This window comes from Colwellia psychrerythraea 34H (genome assembly GCF_000012325.1).
GTDB lineage: Bacteria > Pseudomonadota > Gammaproteobacteria > Enterobacterales > Alteromonadaceae > Colwellia > Colwellia psychrerythraea_A.
The window spans coordinates 817,050-838,728 of sequence record NC_003910.7 but is presented as its reverse complement, the minus strand read 5'-3'; the positions used below and the strand labels follow the sequence as shown (position 1 = coordinate 838,728).

Sequence of the window (21,679 nt, the reverse complement as noted above, 5' to 3'; positions counted from 1 at the left end):
TTTTCTCCTGTTAATTATTTAAAAAAGTAAAGTAGATACCACTAAATAATAAGGAGATAAGACGGATAAAAAAAGTAGGTACAATCTAGTAAGCTAGGTACTTATTGGTCTAGTTTACTGAATAATATAGGGATATTTTTTATTAAAAGTTCATATTACAAATAACCGCCATAAACTATTACTACAGATTAAGCTTATAAATTACTGTCATCTATTTCTGCTTGCAGCTTTTCTAACTCAGTTAATATTTTGATAAATTTATGACCAAAAGTAGTGACTTTATATTCAACTCTAGGTGGGATCTCATTAAACATTTCTCGTTCGAGAATACCAAACTCTATATTGCGCTTTAAACATGCATTCAGCACTTTGGTGGTTAAACCTTCGACACTCCTCACCATTTCCCCCGGTCGATGTATGTCATTATTGAGCAAGTTATATACGGTGAGTGACCATTTACAACCAACAATGGTTTCAACCATACGAGCAGATTTTTCAGGAGCTGACTTTCTAGAAAATGTTATAAGCTTATTATTCATAAAGATGTACCTTAAAGTGCCTACCAAACCATTTTGTGCATACTTGGTGTAGTATTTGATAAGCGATATTATATACCCATTATCATTCAAGATGCAGCTTTCAGAGTGCTTAAGAACTTTCAATTCAAGGCGCTGTGATGAAATAATGGTTGTTCTATTCTAAGTCATAGCAACGATGAAGTGATGTTGCTCAAGCGCTTCTTTGATGGGTTTAAAATCACTTTATACCGCGTTAAAAAATCAAAGCATAAAATGACTATGCTTAAATTATTTACCTTGCCTAAAGTGGTTTTAATTCCCACTGAAATACTGCACTTTGATTGGTAACGGGTATATAGCTACAGTTATGAAGTCTTCCTCTTAAAATTACAAGCGTTAAAGGAAAAACAATGCTCAATATGAACTTCGATGAACAAGTATTTATTAATACACAGGAACAACCTTGGGTAGCAAGTCCTAAAGCCGGTGTTTGGCGTAAGCCTTTAGCCAGAGAAGATGCAGAAAGAGGTCATGCAACGAGCTTGGTAAAATTTGATCCCGGCGCTAGCTTTACTGAACATGATCACCCGCTAGGCGAAGAGATCCTTGTCCTCTCAGGCACCTTTTCTGATCACACTGGCGATTATCATGCAGGCAGCTACTTTCGAAACCCTGAAGGATTTCGTCATGCACCTTTTAGTAAAGATGGCTGTATATTATTAGTAAAACTTCACCAATTTCAATCCGGTGATAATGAACATGTTGTCATCGATACCGCTAATAAAAGCTGGTCACCGGGCATGGGTAATTTAATGGTTATGCCGTTGCATAGCTTTGAAGGAGAATCAACCGCACTTGTTAAATGGCCTAAAGATGAGCGATTTCAGCCTCATAAGCATTTTGGGGGTGAAGAAATATTTGTCATTAGTGGCGAATTTATAGATGAGCATGGTCGCTATCCAGAAGGTTCTTGGATTCGTAGCCCTCACCTGAGCGAGCACTTTCCGTATGTAGAACAGGAAACGATTATATTGGTTAAGGTGGGCCATCTATAAACAGTTTGCTCATTAATACCGAGGAATCACTACAGGGAGATCAGCACGTCTTTTTAATAGCTCCCCGTAATTTTAAGTCAACGTTGATTCTTGGCTATGCAGAAAGTGCACCCTTTTTGTTCTCATATTTTTCGTAGATAAGTAAAATCAATAAGGTGATTTTTTACTACGCACAAATACAGCAGTTGCGTCCGGAGTTTTTAGCTTGATAAAGCGCAGTATCTGCTTGTTCAAACAGAGTGGTCCACTCTGAAATGTTATCATTTTGAGCAATACCAATAGACACTGAAATTGGGGGTAAAAAGGTATTGGTATCTCTTTGCTTTAATCGCATTTTAGAGATACCAATACGTATTTTCTCAGCAATGTTTTTTGCCTCTGCAAGGGGAGTGTTAGTCATTACCACCACAAACTCTTCACCACCAAAACGTACCGCGAGATCTTGCTCACCAATATGGCTTTGAATGGTTTTTGCTATACGCTGAATAACTTTGTCCCCAATAAAGTGGCCAAAGGTGTCATTAACCTTTTTAAAATGATCAATATCAATGGCTAAAGAGGAATGAGTATCGGCGTGAGATAAGTTTTGTAATTTCTCATCACAGCCACGACGATTCAATAAACCGGTTAAAGAGTCAACTAAAGCTTCTTGTCTTGATGAAGCTAGTTTGTCTTTTAATTGATTAATTTCTTGTTGAGTCGTGGTCAACTTTTGAGACAGCTCTTCATGTTGAGCTTTAGTGCTATTTATCGTATTAAAAAGATAACTAACAATATTGTCCATTGAGGTAGTAGTTTTAGTCTTAGCTAAAATTTTATCTAACTTCTCTAAATTAATTGCCGCTTTATCTTCATTACTTACCTGTTTAGTAATTTGTTCTAGTGTTTTACTTAAGGTTTTTTCAAAAGGGGCTAATACCGTATTTTCAATTTGCTCTGTAAGAGATACATAACGTTCAAATAAATCAGCCATGAAATCTGCGGTGATTAATACTCCCTGTTTCAGTTTTTTATTGATAGCAGCAGATAACATTTCGTTTTCATTACTGATATGGAGATAAATGACTGAATAATTTACTGGTGTTGGGGAAATTAAATGGCTAGAGAGGAAGTCATTGGTACGATCGCTGAATTCAGACGTTACTTGATACTCATCTTCAAAGGACATACTGCATTCCTATACTCTGGATTTGTTATGATATTGTTAACTATTTTAACGTCATCAATTGAGAGTAACAAGAGCAAAAGTAATAATCTTGTTGTTTTTATAGACAAAAAAAGAGTAAGACTGAGAATATTAGACTAAAGATAACTGTTTTTAAGAATATAAATTACACATTTCAAAGCAATTATTTTATATTTAAATTTATGCTTACATCATGATGAGTGGTCACATCATGTACAAAGTGAATGAAAAGTACCTTCAATGATTGAGCAATAAAGGCACTATTTCACTATATCCGCAGAGTAACTACTTATTGAGGTGTTCTGCATGAAAGCGCAGATGATCTTCAATAAATGATGAAATAAAATAGTAACTGTGGTCATAACCTTCACGAATACACAATGACAAAGGATAACCACTGGCTTTAGCTGCAGCTTCTAACGTTTCAGGTTGAAGCTGCTCTGTGAGAAAATCATCAGCGCCTCCCTGATCAACTTTAGCTGGAATAAACTGTGTTGCTCGTCGCATTAACTCACTTGCATCGTGATTAAGCCAAGTGGCTTTATCTTTACCCAAATAAGTAGTGAACGCTTTTTTGCCCCAAGGAGCGTTTATCGGATTGCAGATAGGACTAAACGCAGACATTGAGCTATAACGCTTTGGATTTAACATGCCAATAGTCAGTGCGCCATGTCCTCCCATAGAATGCCCGGAAATTGCTCGTTTATCTGAGACAGGAAACATGGATTCAATTAGCTGCGGTAGTTCATTCACCACATAATCGTACATCTGGTAATGACGATTCCAAGGTGCTTGAGTTGCATTAACATAAAAGCCTGCGCCCTGCCCTAAATCATAACCTTCATCATTAGCTACCTGCTCTCCACGTGGGCTGGTATCTGGCGCAACAATGGCAATGCCAAGCTCTGCAGCCATACGCTGAACGCCCGATTTTTGCATAAAGTTTTCATCGGTGCACGTTAAGCCAGAAAGCCAATACAATACCGGTACTTTTTCCCCGTCTGATACCTTAGGTGGTAAGTAAATTGCAAATTTCATCGTACAATTTAACGTGGTGGATTGATGGCTATATTGCTTATGCCATCCACCAAAACTTTTGTTTACACTTACGTTTTCAATTACATGGTTAATTGTCATAGTAAAACCTCAAGACGCTACCCCACTCTGCTTATTGCTAGAAAAGGGGTAACGGAAAAACTGTTACTTACCGAGATGGCGAGCTATTATTTATCAAAGTGGCTAATGCTTATTTATCAAAATGAATCACTGAACGGATACTTTCGCCTTTATGCATCAATTCAAATGATTCATTAATGTCTTCAAGAGGCATAGTATGAGTAATAAAGTCACTTAATTTGAATTCACCCGCTAAATAACGTTCTACGTAATCAGGTAATTCAGTACGGCCTTTAACACCACCAAATGCAGATCCTCTCCATACACGACCAGTCACTAACTGGAATGGACGAGTTGAGATTTCTTGTCCTGCACCCGCAACACCTATGACTACTGATTCTCCCCAGCCTTTATGGCAACACTCTAGCGCTGAGCGCATTAGGTTTACGTTACCAATACATTCAAAAGAATAATCAACACCGCCATCAGTCATTTCAACAATCACATCTTGAATTGGCTTGTCATAGTCTTTCGGGTTAATAAAGTCTGTTGCGCCTAATTTTTTTGCTAGCTCAAATTTACTTTCGTTAATATCAATGGCAATAATACGACTCGCTTTAGCCATAGTTGCACCAATAACCGCTGATAAACCAATGCCGCCAAGGCCAAAGATTGCAACTGTTGCACCTTCTTCAACTTTCGCCGTATTCATGACCGCGCCCATACCGGTAGTAACACCACAACCAAGCAAACAAACTTCTTCTAACGGTGCATCTTTATTGACTTTAGCTAAAGAGATCTCTGGTAGAACTGTGTATTCAGAAAAGGTTGAACATCCCATGTAATGAAAGATAGGTTGACCGTCTTTATAAAAACGCGTGGTGCCATCAGGCATTAAACCTTTACCCTGAGTTTCACGAATTTTTTGACAAAGGTTTGTTTTACCTGACAAGCAGAATTTACACTCACCACACTCTGGTGTGTATAACGGGATAACATGATCGCCAACTTTAACGCTAGTAACGCCTGCGCCAATTTGCTCAACAATACCACCACCTTCGTGCCCTAAAATAACAGGGAAAATACCTTCAGGATCATCGCCTGATAAGGTAAAAGCATCGGTATGACAAACGCCCGATGCAACAACCTTAACTAACACTTCACCTTCACGAGGTAACATTACATCAACTTCTTCAATGGATAAGGGTTGATTAGGACCCCAAGCAATAGCAGCTTTCGATTTAATAAATTTATCTGACATAGGTATTCTCACTTTTGTTTATAAGGCCTTAAAGCTCAATTATAGCTTCACTTCAGCACATCGTATTTGAATCTGTAAGCAATATTATATCTATTTCTGAAACAATGATAATATACTGTTTTGGTAAATTACTTTTACATATAGGTAACAATGATGCAGTGGGAAGGTATTAGTGAGTTTGTTTACGTTGCTGAAAATGAGAGTTTTACGCTTGCTTCAAAAAAAATGGCAATATCGACAGCCCAAGTAAGCCGGCAAATAAGTGCGTTAGAAAAGCGCTTAAATATCAAATTATTTTATCGCACTACACGCAAGGTCTCATTAACTGAAGAGGGACGCATTTTTTATCAACACTGTCGCAGTGTACTTGATGGGCTTGACGCTGCTGAACGGGCAATCACAAATTTACAATCGAAACCTCAAGGTAAAATTAAGCTGACAGCTCCCGTTACCTATGGCGAAAAGCAGATATTACCGCTGGTGAATAATTTCCTAAAACAATATAGCGATGTTGAAGTATCGGCTTACTTGAGTAATCAGAGAGTTGATTTAGTTGAAGATGGTTATGATTTAGCTATTCGTTTAGGCAACTTAAGTGACTCTTCAATGATGGCAAAAAAATTAGGAGAACGATCAAACTTTGTTTGTGCCTCACCACTTTATTTGCACAAACATGGCATACCTCACTCAATTTCAGAACTTAATAAGCATAGCTGTTTATTGGGAACAAATAATTATTGGCATTTTAGAGAGTCTGACAAGGAAAAGAGCGTTCGCATTACGGGACGGTTACGATACAACAGCGGTTATAGCTTGACTGATGCTGCACTGAAAGGGCTAGGCATAGTACAACTACCCGATTATTATGTTAAACAACATTTGCAAAGTGGTGAACTGGTCACCTTATTAGATAATTATCGCGCGCCAGATGAAGGCATATGGGCCATTTATCCGCAAAATCGTCACTTGTCGCCCAAAATAAGACTACTAGTAGACTACTTGGTAGCGCATTTGTCGTAGTTTGATAACAACAAACCTATGTGTTGCTGTTATACCCAAACCACTTGAAGATGCGTGTTTCAGGTAGCTTGGGTATATACCAATCGGTATTACTTCCTAAATTTCATTAACCATTCTTTTGGTGATAATCCCGTTTTTTTCCTGAACACTCTAGCCAATGCAGAGCCATGTTCATAACCCACTTCGTTAGCAACAAAACTAACGGGTTTATCTTTTTTCAATAAACCTTGCGCTAAAGCGATACGTAAGTCTGTTAAATAGTCACTGGGCGCTTGACCTATGGTGTCTTTAAATAAAGCGGCAAACTTAGCTCGCGACATTAAGGCTGTTTCAGCCATTAACTCAACGGTCCACTGTTCTTGCGGCCGCTTATGCAGCGCTGTCATTAATGCTGATAATTGAGGGTGCGCCATACCTGCTAACATGCCTTGAATAACGATGCCTTCTTTGATGACATGTCGTAACATCTGTATTAAGAAAATATCACCAAGCTTATTCACGATCATTTGCTGACCTGCTTGTTTGTTAAACGCTTCCTCAAACAACCAATGCGCAGTTCTCCCTACGGGATCATGCTGTCCAATGTTCAAACAAATAAATTTTGGTAATGCATTGACCAAGGCTGCCCCACTGCCTGAATGAAAATCAACATCAGCACAAACTAACTCGGCATCATCTGATTCACTGGCAATAACTTGATGTTTACTCGGGCCCGGCATAAAAATAACCGACGGTTTATCTAGGGTAACTTTATGCCCTTCTTCACAAACGATGGTTAATACACCTGATTTTAATAAATGCAAATGGCCTTTTTTACTATCAGCCCCGCCTAAACTTTGAATGCCACACAAGTTACCGCTGAAAAAAACATCAGCATTAAAAGAAAGATTTTCTAATATTTGACTTAATTGATCCATAAATAACTCTTTTAGACGATTGGTTTCAAGTTCGAGACTCATAGCGGCATTCGCTCACAAGCAGCTTGTTAAAGTAACCACATGACGAAGTGCTGTGAATATTACACCACTTATGTCTATACACAAAAATTATGTATAACAATAAATTATGTACAACAACACGTTGCACACCTTTACTTCTTAGCCTCCAAGGAGCTTTTAATGAATATTTCTACTCTACTTAAATCTGTCGCCATCGTCGCAACGCTAGCTATCAGCAGTGTAAGTTTTGCTGCCCAAATTGATGTTAATAGCAATGAAAATGACCTTGCTATTCATGGTTATGATGCTGTTTCATATTTCACTGACAGTAAAGCAACTAAAGGTAATCAAAAATACACCGCGACTTATAAAAGCGCCATCTATCAATTTAGCAGTGAACAAAATCGTGATCAATTCAAACAAAACCCAGAGCAATTTGCACCACAATTTGGCGGTTTTTGTGCGATGGGCGTAGCGTTAAACAAAAAACTAGATACTGACCCAACAGCATGGAAAATTGTTGATGGTAAATTGTATTTGAACTTGAACAAAGCAGTACAGAAAAAATGGTCAACTGATATTCCTGGTTACATCGCGACTGCAGATAGAACTTGGTCTGGTATTCAAGGTGTATCTATTGCGCAGTTAGATGCTGAATAATTTGCTTACAAAGTTTGCCCGAGTTAAGCCTTTGCCAATGAAAGAAGAACTCAACCTGCAAGGTCTTAACTGGTGCGATCATGAAAAATCATGGGTACTTATTTATTTTAGTACTTCATGGTGCGCACCATGTAAAAGCATGGCGCCGATAATGGTCGATGTGTCAGAACATTATGTAGATCAGCTAAACGTGATCAAAATTGATGTCGATGAGCAAACACAGTTAGCAAAACAACTTGAAGTGACAGGCGTTCCATCATTAGTGCTATTAGGCCGCTCTGGTTCAAAATCTCGCTTAATAGGTGGCGTAAACACTGAAGAAATAAACCTTTGGTTAAGCGAGCAGCTTAATCAAGCGAATGTTTAAACACAAAAATACAATTAAATAGAGGCTTTATTATGAATAACAAAAAATTACTTGCTAGTGCAGCACTGGTTGTTGCCCTTTCTACTGCAGTTACTGCGCCAGCTCAAGCGGCGAGTAAAGAGAAGTGTTATGGCGTAGCGATGGCTGGTCAAAATGATTGCGCCAACTTAGCGGGAACACATTCATGTGCAGGACAATCAGCAGTAGATAAAGATCCAGGTGAGTGGAAACTAGTTGCTAAAGGCACTTGCGAAGATATTGGCGGCCTTTTAAAAGCAGCAGCTAAGAAAAAATTTGCAGAAGATAAAGCAAAGTAATAGTCGATAGTTACGATTAATACCCAACGGATTAAATTTATTAGTCCGCTTGGAGTAACTACTCGTTATTGAGCTTGGTATCATGCCAATGACATTAAGTTTGTGCTCTTGTTGTACAAAGGAAAAATAAATCAGGGCAAGACGCTCGATTGAGCAATAGCTAGCTATTGTAATTGAGAGCAACGCTGGCCTGGCGTATTTTAACCAGTACAAGTGAGCAATAATTTATTGAACTTGGTATTTAGGAGTTGAATTAATGTCATTACAAAGACCAGATGAAAAATTGAAGTCTGACGTACTTATTGGTGTTGGATTAAGACATCAACACTTTACTGAGGCGTTAACAACTCCATCAAATATCGATTTTGTCGAAGTACATTCAGAAAACTTTTTTGCACAAGGCGGCGCAACACAAAGTGTCTTAGCTCAAGCCAGTGAAAAATATGCGATTAGTTTGCATTCAACCGCAATGGGCTTAGGTTCCGCACAAGGTGTACCGAGCCATTATTTACAAAAGCTTAAACAGTTAGCAAGTACTTGCAACCCCATTTTAATGTCTGACCATGCTTGTTTTAGTTGGAGCCAATTAAAGGGTCAACAAGTGCATGCGGGAGATTTATTACCGCTAGCTTACAGCGAGCAAACCTTGATGGTGCTATCGCACAATATTGACCGTGTTCAACAATCGTTAGGTCGTTCACTATTAGTAGAAAACCTATCAGCTTACATTCAATATTCACATGCTTGTATGCCTGAAACCGAGTTTTTAGTCCGTCTTGCAGAGTTAACTGGCTGCAAGTTATTAGTTGATTTAAACAATATCATTGTGACGGCCAACAACATTAATGCGGCACAACCTTTAGATTATGCACAACAATGGTTAGCTGAAATCCCCACTGATATGGTCGGTGAAATTCACCTTGCAGGTTTTACTGAGGTAAAAGAAGGTGAGCTCATTATTGATGATCATAGCCAAGCTGTTTCTAGCCAAGGATGGCAACTATATCGCAGCGCATTAGAGCGTTTTGGAAAAATTCCTACCTTAGTTGAATGGGATAATAATCTGCCTAGCTGGCATACATTAGTCGCAGAAGCCGACAAAGCGAGAATGATAGCAAAGCAGGTTTTTGGTGATAATAACTCATCAAAAATCACAACGGCTATGACAGGACTTGAGAGTGAGTTTATACATGAATAACAACGACGCAAAAAAACACTCACTCCAAGCAGCATTTGAACAAGTTGCACAACAACAGCAAACGCTAATTTCTGCCATATTCCCCTCTGCCAATAGTGAAGTAATTGATGAATTCGACCCCAGAGGAATGGCGATATATCGCAACAATTTATTAGCAACAGCCCAACAAGCACTCGCGATAAGTTTTCCTACTGTTTTAACGTTAATTGGTGAAGGTTTATTTAATTATGCTAGTCGTGAATTATTAATATCGTCACCACCTAAACATGGGGACTGGGCACTTTGGGGAGATGATTTTCCATCGCTACTCACTAATTTAGCACAATTATCTGACTACCCTTTTGTTGCTGATATTGCGCAAGTAGACCGACTGAGACAAGAGAGTATGCGTGCGAAAAATTCGGTAATAGACCAAGCAAGCTTACAACTATTGGCAACACACGACATAGATGAAATTTATATAGAACTAACAACCAGCCAATTTAGGTTGAGTTCTAACTATCCTGTGATTGAATTTTGGTTATCTCATCAACAGCGTGTGGTTTCTGATTCCACGGAAGAGCTCAACCAACGATTTATTCAACAGTCACTAGATAAATTAGCACAAGGTGATTTCTCACAAAAAGTGCTGATATATAGACCTTATTACAACGCTGAAATACGTGAATTATCAGCAAATGAATACGCTTGGTTAACACTAATAAAGCAAGGAGTAAGTATAGGTAAAGCATTAGATATTATGACCAATAATAACGAGCTTGAACATGACTTTGACTTCGCGCAATGGATTGGTATAGCACTGGAACAAAACCTGATTAGTCATTTAAAAGTTTAATTTACAAAGTAACTTAAGTCCGAATTAACGCCTAAACAAACCCTAATTAAATCTAAAAACCACAATTTAAATAAAATTTTACCCGTAAAGGAACAACATGATGACAACAATTACCCAACGATTAATTCAACCTTACACCCAAGTGAGTCAACTGCTAAATTATTTACAGCCCCTGGCACTGCTCGGTGCAAGATTTTACGTAGCTTGGGTATTTTTTGCTTCTGGCCTAACAAAGCTAAGAGATTGGGATTCCACTTTATTTTTGTTTGAAGAAGAATACAGCGTGCCGTTTATTCCTTTTGAACTAGCTGCGTATTTGGGCACAGCAGGTGAACTCATTCTGCCAGTTTTATTGATACTAGGTTTAGCCAGTCGATTTGGTGCTTTAGGTTTAACTGTTGTAAATATCGTTGCCGTTGTCAGCTTAACTGAGATTGCTCCCGCAGCACTTTATTCACACGTTATATGGGGCTTACTGCTATTGCAAGTTGTGTTATTTGGTGCAGGGAAATTATCATTAGATAACTTATTGAAAATAAAGCTAAGCAAGGTTACTGACAACTAACCAAACAAGAAATATAACCATAATTTCAAGAGAAATCATCATGATAGATATAAAAGATGTAGAATTAACAGCCGATAATGGCAAACCTGTTTATGCTACCTTTTTTTGCCCAAAAGAAGAGATAAAAGCGGCGGTAGTGATCGCTCCGGCTTTAGGGGTAGATAAAATTTTCTACCAAGATTTCGCTTTATGGTTAGCGAGTTATGGCTACCTAGTTACTACCTTTGATTATTCTTCTATGGGGTCTGCTGATAAAGTGCATTATAAAGAATCAGATACAACCATCACTGATTGGGCGGTTTTTGATTGTAAAAAAATATTAGAGCAAGTATCAATTGAGATTAAAGATAAAGATATTTATTGGATTGGCCACAGTTTAGGCGGTCAAATTACCGCAATGATCCCTAATATTGGCTTGGTTTCAAAAGTGATCACTGTTGCTAGTGGTAGTGGTTATTGGCGTAAAAATGCTGCGGCATTAAAATACAAAGTATGGTTTCTCTGGTACTTTGTTGCGCCAGTGTCACTAAAAGTATTAGGTTACTTTCCTGGTAAACGTTTAGGTATGGTAGGTAATTTACCCTTTGGTGTAATGAAGCAATGGCGAGCATGGTGTTTACACCCTCACTATTTATTAGGGATAGAAAACCAAGCAGTACAAATGGCTTACCAGTTATTTAATAAACCTATGACCTCAATTTCCTTTACTGACGATCAACTTATGTCTGCTGAAAACATTAATTCTTTACATGGATTTTTTAGTGATATTTCACCTAAAATGATCAGGATTTCTGCTGAACAATTAAATATTGAGAATATTGGCCATTTTGGTTTTTTTAAGAAAAAATTTAAAAGCGCCTTATGGGAATCACAATTACTTCCAGAATTAACAACTTAAATCATGTCAATTACTAATAACGTATTACCCTAGTAATCCGTTATTAGTAATACCTTGATTGTATACCTTTGATTCAATTGAGAACGCTCAAAATTTTGTCAATGAATATTTCCCAACTGAAGCGCGTAATATTGGAGTACCGTAACGAACACTTATTTTTGACGCCGTTACCGTTGAATAAAGCCAGCATAAAGACTAACAACACTGCCCTAAGTAATTGGCATTAAAATCCCCATTCAATGCCAATATTAACTCGGTCTGTTTCTTTAAACTGACCAAATAAAGCTGACTTATTGCCATAAAAAATATCAGTGCCCAACCATAACTTTATATTGCTTTCCAACATGTAACTTAACTTTGCCTGTATTGAACCATCACCTTTATCTTGCCCATGTAATATTAAGCCTTCAAATGTCCATACTTCATTGGCAAAACTCTGGTTATAGATTAATGAAAAGCTATGATCGTGCTGAGGTCTTACTAGACCCACCCCGTCGTCTAGTAAATAACTTTGAAACCACTGTGCACTGATAAAAATATCCGTTAACCCTTGAAAATCCAAACCGATCACAGAAGAAACATCAGCAGATTGATGAATACCTTGTTTGGTCAGATAATTAGCCGAATCGTTATCTACTAAATGAAAACTGTCACTGCTATAACCCACCTCGGTACGTAAGGTAAAATCGCCAAAAGCCTTACTAGCTGTTCCGCCAATAAGATAACTCCGTTCATATTGAGCATAAATAGAGACCTTATTTTTCTCAACAACCTGGTAATTAACCGGTGCATCAAGAAAGTGATAAAGGGTGTTAAAGGTTAAATCCCAGCCCTGATAAAACTTTGAATAGCGCAAGCCAACATCACTGTCTTTAATGACCGAGTCTGGCTTGCTCTGATGAAAACCTGCAATTTCAAAACCCTCTGGTAATATTGGTACCAGTAATGGTGATGTTGCTTGGTAAACACTGCCCGCAATGGCATATTCGTTATAACTGAGATCAGGTATCCACAATAGCTGTAGACTATCATCATCACCAACGGGGATTTCAACATTCAACATCCATAATGGAATACGAGAATCATCGAAGTCATCAAGAATAAACTCTCGGTAGCTTTGCGGATTTACCACATCAAGCACTTTTAAACCATCAGCCTGCCCCCAAACCACTTGTTGTTTACCTATTCGCCAAAAGCTATTGGCTATTTCTGTATCAAAATACCACTCTCTGATACTAAACGATGTGTGATTATTAGCGAATAATGGACCATTTATTCCACTGTAGTTTTCCGAATTTTTATTTGCCATGCCTAAATGATCAAATGAATCAAAACGTACTCTACCAATAAAGGTCATCTCCACATTATCCGATAAGCTACTCGTGTATTGTGGTTCAAAGAGGGTCTCAAACTTTTGTCCGTTACCATTATTATCAATAGACCATTCCTGTTCCAAAATAGCACTATACTCGGCATGTGCTTTATTACTTATCGCCAGTAATAAAGCTATTATCAACGATAAAAAAGAGAGCCCTAGTTGCATCCTCATCTTACTTTCCTTGCTTCATCGCGCGTTTAGAAAACAAGCTGTCTTTTACTAAGGTTTTGTAATTAACATGACTAAAGCTGAACGTCGTTTGGTGACCCGTTTTACTGTTTTTCATGGTCATTTCATGTCGGGTATAGATGTCATCAACAAGTCGAATATCTCGACTGACTAATGTTTTAAGTAACTTGCCTTTAAGGTCCCAGTATTTTGCTTTGATAATTAACCAACTTTTTGTGTCGACCCAAAACTCAGTGCGGCTATAACCCAATTCCTTAGCGATAGTGGTATTTTTCGGAGTGCCTGACATCAATAAACTTTGATAAGAATTATCATCGACTATGTTCAACGTTTCAGCGTTAAGTACAGTAAAATCTAAGTCAGTAACGTCCAATTTACCTTCAAGTTTCATGTCTTCATAAGTAAAGTCAGTACCTAAAAAGTAGTCGCCACGGTCAGATGCCGATATTCGTCTAACTTTACGTAAGGCGGGTAAATATAACCATTGATCATCATCTTTTTTAGCGTCTTGATAATCAAACGTTAAAAAAGAAGTCCCCTTTACATTCGTCGGTTTTCTATAAAATAAGATGGTACGTTTCTCATTTTCATAATGCTTTCTATAAGCTTTGGTTTCTCGTACACGTACTTTTCCGCGCTTATCTTTTAAGGTCATGACAAGGTCGCGACTAACGTATTCGCCGTCATCAACAGCGTTAATATTGGCAACCACGGCCATAGGTTCTAACGTGTTCATATCAATGATTGCTGCATGGCCCTGATTAGTAATGGCTAACCCACCAAGTGTGGCAACTGCGACAATAATACTTGAGATTCGTAGCCACTTTCTCGCCATAACGGGTTGTTTTGAATTAGGATCATTAGTAGCAACATCAGTACTTACCTCAGGGATAACATCACTTATAAAACGTGGTTTAAATACTTTGATCAATGCTGGAAGTAAACTCAAACTAGCAAGGAAACTGGTGGTAACAGCAATAACCACGATAGTACCGAAGTTAGTTAATGGTACAACTTTACTCGATATCAACACCCCAAAACCCAGTGCGATAGCTAAATAGTTTAAGAAAAGTGCACGCCCTGTAGACGGATAGAAGTCAGCCAAGGTTTTATCCCAATCACCGTTAGTTTTTCGATATAAGCTTTTTAATCTGTCTATCGTATGAATAGCAAAATCGACACCTAAGCCAATGGCAACAGACGCAAACATAGAAGTGCCTATGCCAAGGTTTATCTTTAGTATCACCATAGTGGCATAGACCAATAAAATGGAACTCATCACCGGAATAATGGCAAATATGGCAGCCGATAGTGAGCCAAATAATAGTGCCGACACCGCCCAAACTAAAAATAATGAAATGCCCAAGCCAACGAAGTGGCTTTCACCCAAATCTTTTATCCAGTGATAATTAACCGTAACTCGACCACTAACCATTGCGGTTAAATCACTATTTTTGAAGTTTTCTTTTATATAAGCTTCTAGTTGAAGAACCACATCTTTAGTATCTTGATAACTGCCTTTATTTAAATTTAAACGCATATTGGCGACCCGGTAGTCGTAATCAACTTCTTCTTCGAAATCTGTGGGATCTGATGAAGCAGAATAAATTAAGAAATATTGAGCAATCAATTCTTTCTGTTGCGGTAATTGATAACTTGCTTTGCTACCACCGTTTAACGAGCGATTCATTTGCTTTAAATAATCTATTATCGAAGTTGCGCCCTGCACGTTGGTTAGCGTTAGCGCGTAATTTTGTAATGCCTGCATCTTCTGTAAATTTACCGGCTCAAATAACCCTTCATTCTCATTCGCTTCAATAACAATATCTAAATTATAGGTACCATTTAAAAATTTATTGATGGCTGTATCCGCTTTGAATATTGGTTCACTGGGGTGAAAAGTTGCTATTCTATCTTCATTTACCGTTAGAAAAGTCGCTGCGTAAATACCGGATACGATGATGACCATAAAAATAGCAATAACCATTCTTGCATTACCTAACGTGACTTTCCCTAAAGACATCATCATTTTGGATAGTTTATCCACTTGGTTATTCTGAGCTAATTTAGTCATGCCTTTACTTGCCGAGGGTTGAATAATGGCCAATGACGCTGGTAAAAAAACCAATGAATAAAGCCAAGCAATGGCAACACCTACCGCGGTGAATAGACCAAAATATTTAAATGGAGGCATGTACGCGGCAAAATATAATCCTAAAAAACCCGCAATAGTTGTCAATGTGGTTAACGTAATAGGACGCCACATTTCTTCAAAGGTTTCGACAATAATTTCTTTCTTATCTCTATTTGGGGACTTAGCTTGTAACTCAAAGTAATGACTGTAGATATGAATGGAATCTGCGACTGAAATACCAATAAGAATAACCGGCAACGCATTAGTAATAACAAAAAAAGCAACATCATTAAGTGCCATAATACTTAAGGTCATTAATACCGACGCGGCAATAATAACATTAGACAATATGCCTGGACTGACACGCCTAAAAGCGAGTAAAATAATGATGGTGATAATAAGACCAGCCAACGGATTTAAACGCTGGGCGTCCGCATCAATATAACTTCCTAAGTAACCGGCAATAGCCCCTTCACCTGCCACATAAATTTTATCACCTAGCGTTTTAGGGGCTTTTTCAACAAGCGCTAGAATCTCTTGATAGGTTGCTTCAACCAACGCCTCATCATTTAGCTCCGCAACAATAAGGGTCGCCTGACCATTTTTAGCCACCAAATTTCCCATATAAATTGGAAAATCTGAGACTTGTCGCCAAATCTTATCAGCAACTTGCTGGGTATCAGGATATTCATCAAAGAAGGGATCAACAGCCATTCCTTCTGCAGAGCCGGTAATATTATTTTCGGTTGCCAAGCTGGTTACTCGGTCTGCATTGATATTCTCCAAGGCAGAAACTTCTTCACTTAACCAATTAACCAAATTTAATGAACCAGGATTAAAAACGCCATGATCCGATTTATTAATAACAGCAACAACGATTGGGTCGCTTAAGCCAAACTGTTCTTTTACTTTATTTCGATACACTAATGCGGGGTTATCTTCAGCAAGAAATGCATCTGCACGAGTATCTTTATATAATGTCGGTAATGCACTTAACAACACGATCATCAGCAGTAAACTAATAAAAACAGTAGATTTTGGGTATTTAACAATAATGCCTGCCAACCGGCTGGCAAATAATGGTTTGGGTACAGAATTCATATTACACCTCATGTATATGCATGTTAATTTTTATAATTTAACAATTAGGGTTTTTAATAGTTGCGCTTGAGTTTCTTGCCACCAAGGCGTCACTTGTAAATTTTCTAACCACCGACGAACATGTTGGTATTTATCAAGTGGCATATTTGCTTCATCTGCGAATATCAAGTAACTGCCAATACTAATATCGGCGATCGTCAAATGATTACCAACCAGATATTCTTTACCGTTTAAAGCACGGTTGAACGTTGACATTACTTGCTTGAATTTTGCCAAATGTTGCGCTGAAAAAGATTCGGGCTGCGAATTTCGCCAATGGGGTAAAACGACTTGATGATGAGCATAAGCTCCCACGACTTTATTCCACTCATTACCTTGCCAAAACAACCATTTTAATACTTGAGCCTGATGCTCTAGTTCATTTGGCCATAATGTAGACTGATATTTGTGAGCCAAGTATTGCAATATCGCTGCTGATTCATTTAGAACAAAACCTCCATCAATCAAAACAGGCACCCGACCATCAGGGTTTAGCTGTAAAAAAGAAGCGGATTTATGCTCGCCTTTTTGCAGTTCAATATTTTTGTATTCGGGCACTATCTTTAACGCATTACAAAGTAACATTACCTTGATGCTATTCACCGTTATCGGGTTGTAATATAGCGTAAAGTCCTTACTCATAAACAATTCTCCACTACTTTATCCATTACCAATTTGTCTTTTAACACGTGTTTTAATATTGTCTTGTATAACATAACTCTACTTCATCAACATACATGCATATGCATGCATTGTTTTTAAAAAAAAACATTATCTAGCTAATGCTTTAACAAAAGAATCAGCTAACGTTAATATATTTTTAACCTCTTCAGATCCCAGTTTTTTCTCAAGATCATCTTGCGCCTTTTGCCATAGTGGATCCGCTTTTTCATATAAAGCTTGCCCTTGCGTTGTTAGGCTGATCAGCTTAACGCGTGCATCATTTGAATCAGGGCTTAGTTTTAGATAACCATCACGAAAAAGAGGCTTCAAGTTCCTTGATAAGGTGGTTTGATCTAGTACTAAAATACCCTGCAGCTCTTTATTAGAAGTCTGCTTTAGAAAGCTTACCGCTTTTAGAATAGAAAACTGACCGGATTTAAGGCCAACGGCACTTAATCTATCTTCATAAAACTGCGTGATCAAGCGACTTGATTTGCGCATGGCCAAGTTAAAGCAATAGGGCGTTGTCAAAGTAAATTCCGGATAAAAAGAGATAACCAGTAAATTATATGCATATGCATGAATTTTGTCAAATAAATAATTTTTTTAGCATTCATTAAATATAATGCGTAATTAAATCAGTCTTAATACTGACTTAAAAACGAGATATTGCAGGTTAACGACTAAAGTATGCATGGCACTAGTCGTTAAAAAAATAGTGTTTAGCGCCATAAACAAGAGTGAATATCCATTGAAATTAATTAAGGTTTATAAGTAAATTCAATGCGGTTGCCACTGGGTTCTCTAATCATCATATGCACAGTTGGGCCCTGTCCATTTATCTCAGGACCGAATTCAATAACTAAGTCATCAACAGTTTTAAAACGTTCATGTAAAATTACTAAATTTTCTTTACTGGCAACAGAAAGTGCTAAATGGTGTAAACCCACATTATTTTTTCTATCAAAGTTAACAACTGTATCACCATTCGATACCTGCCAAAGCGTTATGAACATATTGCCATCAGTAACAAATTTTGCTGGGTATGCTGGTTTTTCTCCGGCAAGTCTCCAACCTAAAGTATCAGTAAAAAACCTTGTTGTTTGTTCCAGTTTAGACACAGTTAACCCTAAATGGCTTAAGCCTTGGGTCATAACTTTTTGTTTTTGAATATCTATTGTTTCTGCAGAGGTAAGTGAACTCATAAGTATTCCTATCGTTAATAAGAGGTAATGTATTTTGTTAATCATGTCATTCTTTTTCCAATATTTTGCTAACCGAACAATGAAGCGAGAATCCTGTTTTATCTATAAACACTATGTTACTTGTGGAGATAGATACCAATCATCAGAAGGTGTTGGCACACGCATTTTTCTACGAATTTCGGCTACATTTTCTGCTGAAGTGACTTGCTCTAATAATGAAAAAGCAACTTCTATCGCGGTTCCTGGACCTGTTGAAGTAATAATATGTTGGTCTTGCACTATAGGACGATCAATAAATATTGCACCACTTTCTTCCAGCTGTTGTTTACGTTTACCACCAACCTGATGGTAAGTTGTCGCTTTTTTACCTGTTAATATACCGGCATTGCCTAAAGCAATAGACGAAACACAGACACTCGCGATAGTTTTACCCTGTTCATTAAAATATTTTATTGCCTTTATAAAAGGCTCGCTCAATGCATCAACATAAAACCCAGAAGGTTCAAAACCACCAGGAATAGCAATTGCATCATAATCAGCTAAGTCAATATCTTGCAGCATTTTCGATGGTTTAATAGTCAGTCCAAAGGTTGTTTCTATCTCCGTATGTAATGCAACATCTGTCAGCTCAATAGCTTCATCACCGAGTATTGTTGCCCAGCCCATAACATCTGTGAATACTGACATCTCTAGTGGTTCGACACCGTTTGCGAGTAACATCATAATTTTTTTCATGTGAGTAGACCTTGCTGTTATGTATCATAATGCCCCTTAACGGTTATTATCACCCCTTTAATTAGTGGAATAAATATACGAATACGGATAACATAGTTTCATTTTATGGAGTAATAATTATCGACAAACTTATTGCTATGCAAGTGTTCATGCAGATCATAGAAAGTGGTAGCTTGACCAAAGCAGCGAATGAATTAAATACTTCATTGCCCACGGTTGTACGTACTTTGGCTGCTTTAGAAGAACATCTACAAATCAGACTCATCAATAGAACAACACGTAAGATAGCCATCACAGAAGAAGGTAAGCGTTATCTACAACGATGTAGAAAAATACAATACGAAATAGAACAATCTGAGCTAGAAATAAGTGCGAATCAAAAAGCCCCTAGTGGTAAATTGAAAATATCAGCATCTGTAATGTACGGTTCAGCTTACATTGCGCCATTAATCACAAAGTTTTTACAGGAACACAAACAAGTAACCATCGAGTTGGAATTATCTGATCAAAACATCAATTTGATAGAAGAAGGAGTCGATGTTGCCATTCGAATTGGCCCTTTAAACGACTCAAACATGATTGCTAGAAAAGTAGGTAGTGTACGAAAAATTATTTGTGCTACACCGGCGTTGTTAAATAGCTTAGCGCCAATTATCAAACCCAAAAATATTAGTGATGTCCCTTGCATTCTTTTTACCGGCTTAAGTAACGGTAGTAATTGGAATTTTTATGAAAATGACAAAGTGATCTCAATTCCCGTAAAAGGTCCGCTTATTTGTAATAACATTACTTCAGCCCTGAGCGTAGTAAAAGAGAGCCTTGGATTAGGACAATTTCTCTCTTACCAAATAGAGCAAGAACTTAAAAATGGCGAGCTATGTACCGTATTAGAAGCATTTGAATCCCCTCCCCTCGATGTGAATGTTGTTTATTCACATGCAAAGCTGATGTCTACGCGCATTCGCTATTTTGTTGATTGGGTAACACATGAACTACGTCATAAAATGAATAATTAACTTATTGTATTTAGGCATCAATAATAATACATAGATACTTTCACTCAAAAAAACAGAGTTTATTTTTATCTAAATCTCTTACATAAGCAGAGAATTTCCCTGAGCGGATCTTAGGTGATCCTTCATCAACACCACCAATAACCAACGCTTTATTGTATAAACGCTCTACCTCGGATGCAGAGTCGACATTGAACCCAACCATAGTACCATTGCCTGCAGTCGCATCTTCACCATCAAAGGGCTCTGCTAATGCAAACATAAAATCATCCCCTGCCCATAAAGTCATGCGACCCTCTGAGTGCATTTTATTCATTTTACTGCCTTCAAATAATTTATCGTAGAATTGAATCGCTAGTTGCATATTATTGGTGCCTAAAACAAAGTAATTCATTTTCATCATTTATTTCCGCCTGTTTAGTGTTTTATGTTTTATGTTTTATGTTTACATAATTGGCCATGTTGAGTGTCTCTATGCAAAGAGCTAAAGGCCAATAATTCATTAAAGTTTCATCGCTAATTATTATAAAGGACAGGCATTTTGCTTTTCCATTTATTCCATGTACCGCTATCAATGACCAACTGGGACATAAAATTTGCAACGTTGATTCGACTGGTTTTACCTGCATCAAAAATGGCACTACGAATAGGAGATTCATAAGCTTGATAGTGTGTGACACTACCTTCATCTATCAAACTGTCAGGGCGAACCGCCACCCATTCAATCATCTTATGATGACGGCCATAACGTGATTGTAAATATCCCGCAGCCTCTTCGTTGTCGGCATGTGGTGGCAATAATAATCGGATCAAACCAACTACCATAGATTGTGCAACCGACACTTTTTCTCCCGCCTGTGTATTTTGATTACCCGTAGTATTCATTAAAATAAATTTAACAGGGGTACTTGTTATGTTTGCTGCTGTTGCTTCAATAGCGCGACATAAACGTTGGACTGCCCCCGTAACCAAGCGGCGAGGATGACCAAACATGCCATTGAAATTTAAATTGTGCCCAAGGCATGAGACTACTGCACGACAACCTTGAACATGTTGCTGTAATTCGGCATCGGTCATATCCAACAAGGTAGACTCTGTGATCATTAATTGATCATTTTGTTTTATCACATCAGGTAATGCATCAATTGACCGTACGATTATTTTTACTTTTTCACCTTGAGCAAGTAACTGCTCAACCAATAAACGACCAGTTGCGCCACTTGCGCCAACAACAAGAATTGTCATAGTCTATTCTCCAATTATCATTTCAATGGGTGATACTTTACCT

23 protein-coding genes are annotated in these 21,679 nt (G+C 37.8%); 10 read left to right on the top strand and 13 right to left on the bottom strand.

Annotated features, from left to right (window positions below; translation table 11 throughout):
* Window positions 1–194: 194 nt before the first annotated feature.
* A complete protein-coding gene (locus tag CPS_RS03665; RefSeq protein WP_011041672.1) occupies window positions 195–539 on the bottom strand; it encodes a winged helix-turn-helix transcriptional regulator in 345 nt (114 codons plus the stop codon).
* 389 nt (window positions 540–928) lie between these two features.
* Between CPS_RS03665 and CPS_RS03660 the strand changes: the two genes are divergently transcribed.
* The gene (locus CPS_RS03660; protein WP_011041670.1) at window positions 929–1,573 is read left to right on the top strand and encodes a cupin domain-containing protein; all 645 of its coding nucleotides are present in this window, start codon (window positions 929–931) and stop codon (window positions 1,571–1,573) included.
* A gap of 166 nt (window positions 1,574–1,739) precedes the next feature.
* Here the strand turns inward: CPS_RS03660 and CPS_RS03655 are convergent, their stop codons facing one another.
* The 3 genes from CPS_RS03655 to CPS_RS03645 all read right to left on the bottom strand — a co-directional run bounded on the left by CPS_RS03655 (window position 1,740) and on the right by CPS_RS03645 (window position 5,136).
* Window positions 1,740–2,741 (bottom strand): GGDEF domain-containing protein, encoded by a 1,002-nt coding sequence (locus CPS_RS03655; protein ID WP_011041669.1) that lies wholly within the window; start codon window positions 2,739–2,741, stop codon window positions 1,740–1,742.
* 303 nt (window positions 2,742–3,044) lie between these two features.
* Window positions 3,045–3,896, bottom strand: a complete 852-nt coding sequence (gene fghA, locus CPS_RS03650; RefSeq protein WP_011041668.1) for an S-formylglutathione hydrolase — start codon at window positions 3,894–3,896, stop codon at window positions 3,045–3,047.
* 109 nt (window positions 3,897–4,005) lie between these two features.
* Entirely contained in the window at window positions 4,006–5,136 is a 1,131-nt protein-coding gene (locus CPS_RS03645) for an S-(hydroxymethyl)glutathione dehydrogenase/class III alcohol dehydrogenase (protein WP_011041666.1), read from the bottom strand.
* Window positions 5,137–5,289: 153 nt separating this feature from the next.
* Here CPS_RS03645 and CPS_RS03640 point away from each other — a divergent pair, with 153 nt between their 5' ends.
* Window positions 5,290–6,156, top strand: a complete 867-nt coding sequence (locus CPS_RS03640; RefSeq protein ID WP_041736645.1) for a LysR family transcriptional regulator — start codon at window positions 5,290–5,292, stop codon at window positions 6,154–6,156.
* 89 nt (window positions 6,157–6,245) lie between these two features.
* Here CPS_RS03640 and CPS_RS03635 read toward each other — a convergent pair whose 3' ends face one another.
* A complete protein-coding gene (locus tag CPS_RS03635) occupies window positions 6,246–7,073 on the bottom strand; it encodes an AraC family transcriptional regulator (RefSeq protein WP_011041664.1) in 828 nt (275 codons plus the stop codon).
* A gap of 201 nt (window positions 7,074–7,274) precedes the next feature.
* Here CPS_RS03635 and CPS_RS03630 point away from each other — a divergent pair, with 201 nt between their 5' ends.
* The 7 genes from CPS_RS03630 (at window position 7,275) to CPS_RS03600 (ending at window position 11,934) form a co-directional block, all read left to right on the top strand.
* Entirely contained in the window at window positions 7,275–7,754 is a 480-nt protein-coding gene (locus CPS_RS03630; protein WP_011041663.1) for a YHS domain-containing (seleno)protein, read from the top strand.
* A gap of 37 nt (window positions 7,755–7,791) precedes the next feature.
* Complete coding sequence (locus CPS_RS03625) at window positions 7,792–8,121, top strand: thioredoxin family protein (protein ID WP_011041662.1); 330 nt, start codon at window positions 7,792–7,794, stop codon at window positions 8,119–8,121.
* A gap of 32 nt (window positions 8,122–8,153) precedes the next feature.
* Window positions 8,154–8,438, top strand: coding sequence for a BufA1 family periplasmic bufferin-type metallophore (locus CPS_RS03620; RefSeq protein WP_011041661.1), 285 nt, complete (start codon window positions 8,154–8,156; stop codon window positions 8,436–8,438).
* Between the two features lie 256 nt (window positions 8,439–8,694).
* Window positions 8,695–9,636, top strand: coding sequence for a DUF692 domain-containing protein (locus tag CPS_RS03615; protein ID WP_011041660.1), 942 nt, complete (start codon window positions 8,695–8,697; stop codon window positions 9,634–9,636).
* Window positions 9,629–10,471 (top strand): HvfC/BufC N-terminal domain-containing protein, encoded by an 843-nt coding sequence (locus CPS_RS03610; RefSeq protein WP_011041659.1) that lies wholly within the window; start codon window positions 9,629–9,631, stop codon window positions 10,469–10,471. The genes CPS_RS03615 and CPS_RS03610 overlap by 8 nt, the downstream gene beginning before the upstream one ends.
* 100 nt (window positions 10,472–10,571) lie before the next feature.
* Window positions 10,572–11,036 carry a DoxX family protein gene (locus CPS_RS03605; protein WP_011041658.1) on the top strand — a complete coding sequence of 155 codons (465 nt, stop codon included), beginning with the start codon at window positions 10,572–10,574 and terminating at the stop codon, window positions 11,034–11,036.
* Between the two features lie 40 nt (window positions 11,037–11,076).
* Window positions 11,077–11,934 (top strand): alpha/beta hydrolase family protein, encoded by an 858-nt coding sequence (locus CPS_RS03600; protein ID WP_011041657.1) that lies wholly within the window; start codon window positions 11,077–11,079, stop codon window positions 11,932–11,934.
* Window positions 11,935–12,157: 223 nt separating this feature from the next.
* Here the strand turns inward: CPS_RS03600 and CPS_RS03595 are convergent, their stop codons facing one another.
* The 6 genes from CPS_RS03595 to CPS_RS03570 form a co-directional block, all read right to left on the bottom strand.
* Complete coding sequence (locus tag CPS_RS03595; protein WP_011041656.1) at window positions 12,158–13,483, bottom strand: DUF1302 family protein; 1,326 nt, start codon at window positions 13,481–13,483, stop codon at window positions 12,158–12,160.
* Between the two features lies 1 nt (window position 13,484).
* The gene (locus tag CPS_RS03590; RefSeq protein ID WP_011041655.1) at window positions 13,485–16,736 is read right to left on the bottom strand and encodes an outer membrane lipoprotein-sorting protein; all 3,252 of its coding nucleotides are present in this window, start codon (window positions 16,734–16,736) and stop codon (window positions 13,485–13,487) included.
* Window positions 16,737–16,766: 30 nt separating this feature from the next.
* The gene (locus CPS_RS03585; RefSeq protein WP_011041654.1) at window positions 16,767–17,417 is read right to left on the bottom strand and encodes a glutathione S-transferase family protein; all 651 of its coding nucleotides are present in this window, start codon (window positions 17,415–17,417) and stop codon (window positions 16,767–16,769) included.
* A gap of 129 nt (window positions 17,418–17,546) precedes the next feature.
* On the bottom strand, window positions 17,547–17,939 hold the full coding sequence (locus CPS_RS03580; RefSeq protein WP_202944300.1) for a MarR family winged helix-turn-helix transcriptional regulator: 393 nt from the start codon (window positions 17,937–17,939) through the stop codon (window positions 17,547–17,549).
* 260 nt (window positions 17,940–18,199) lie between these two features.
* A complete protein-coding gene (locus tag CPS_RS03575) occupies window positions 18,200–18,643 on the bottom strand; it encodes a VOC family protein (protein ID WP_238383584.1) in 444 nt (147 codons plus the stop codon).
* A gap of 111 nt (window positions 18,644–18,754) precedes the next feature.
* The gene (locus CPS_RS03570) at window positions 18,755–19,378 is read right to left on the bottom strand and encodes a DJ-1/PfpI family protein (RefSeq protein ID WP_011041651.1); all 624 of its coding nucleotides are present in this window, start codon (window positions 19,376–19,378) and stop codon (window positions 18,755–18,757) included.
* Window positions 19,379–19,515: 137 nt separating this feature from the next.
* On the opposite strand from CPS_RS03570, the gene CPS_RS03565 reads away from it, so the two are divergent.
* On the top strand, window positions 19,516–20,394 hold the full coding sequence (locus CPS_RS03565) for a LysR family transcriptional regulator (protein ID WP_049757733.1): 879 nt from the start codon (window positions 19,516–19,518) through the stop codon (window positions 20,392–20,394).
* A 40-nt stretch (window positions 20,395–20,434) separates the two neighbouring features.
* Here CPS_RS03565 and CPS_RS03560 read toward each other — a convergent pair whose 3' ends face one another.
* The gene (locus CPS_RS03560; protein ID WP_011041649.1) at window positions 20,435–20,794 is read right to left on the bottom strand and encodes a VOC family protein; all 360 of its coding nucleotides are present in this window, start codon (window positions 20,792–20,794) and stop codon (window positions 20,435–20,437) included.
* Window positions 20,795–20,907: 113 nt separating this feature from the next.
* Window positions 20,908–21,636: an NAD(P)-dependent oxidoreductase gene (locus tag CPS_RS03555; protein WP_011041648.1), complete on the bottom strand. Its 729-nt coding sequence runs from the start codon at window positions 21,634–21,636 to the stop codon at window positions 20,908–20,910.
* Window positions 21,637–21,679: the final 43 nt, after the last annotated feature.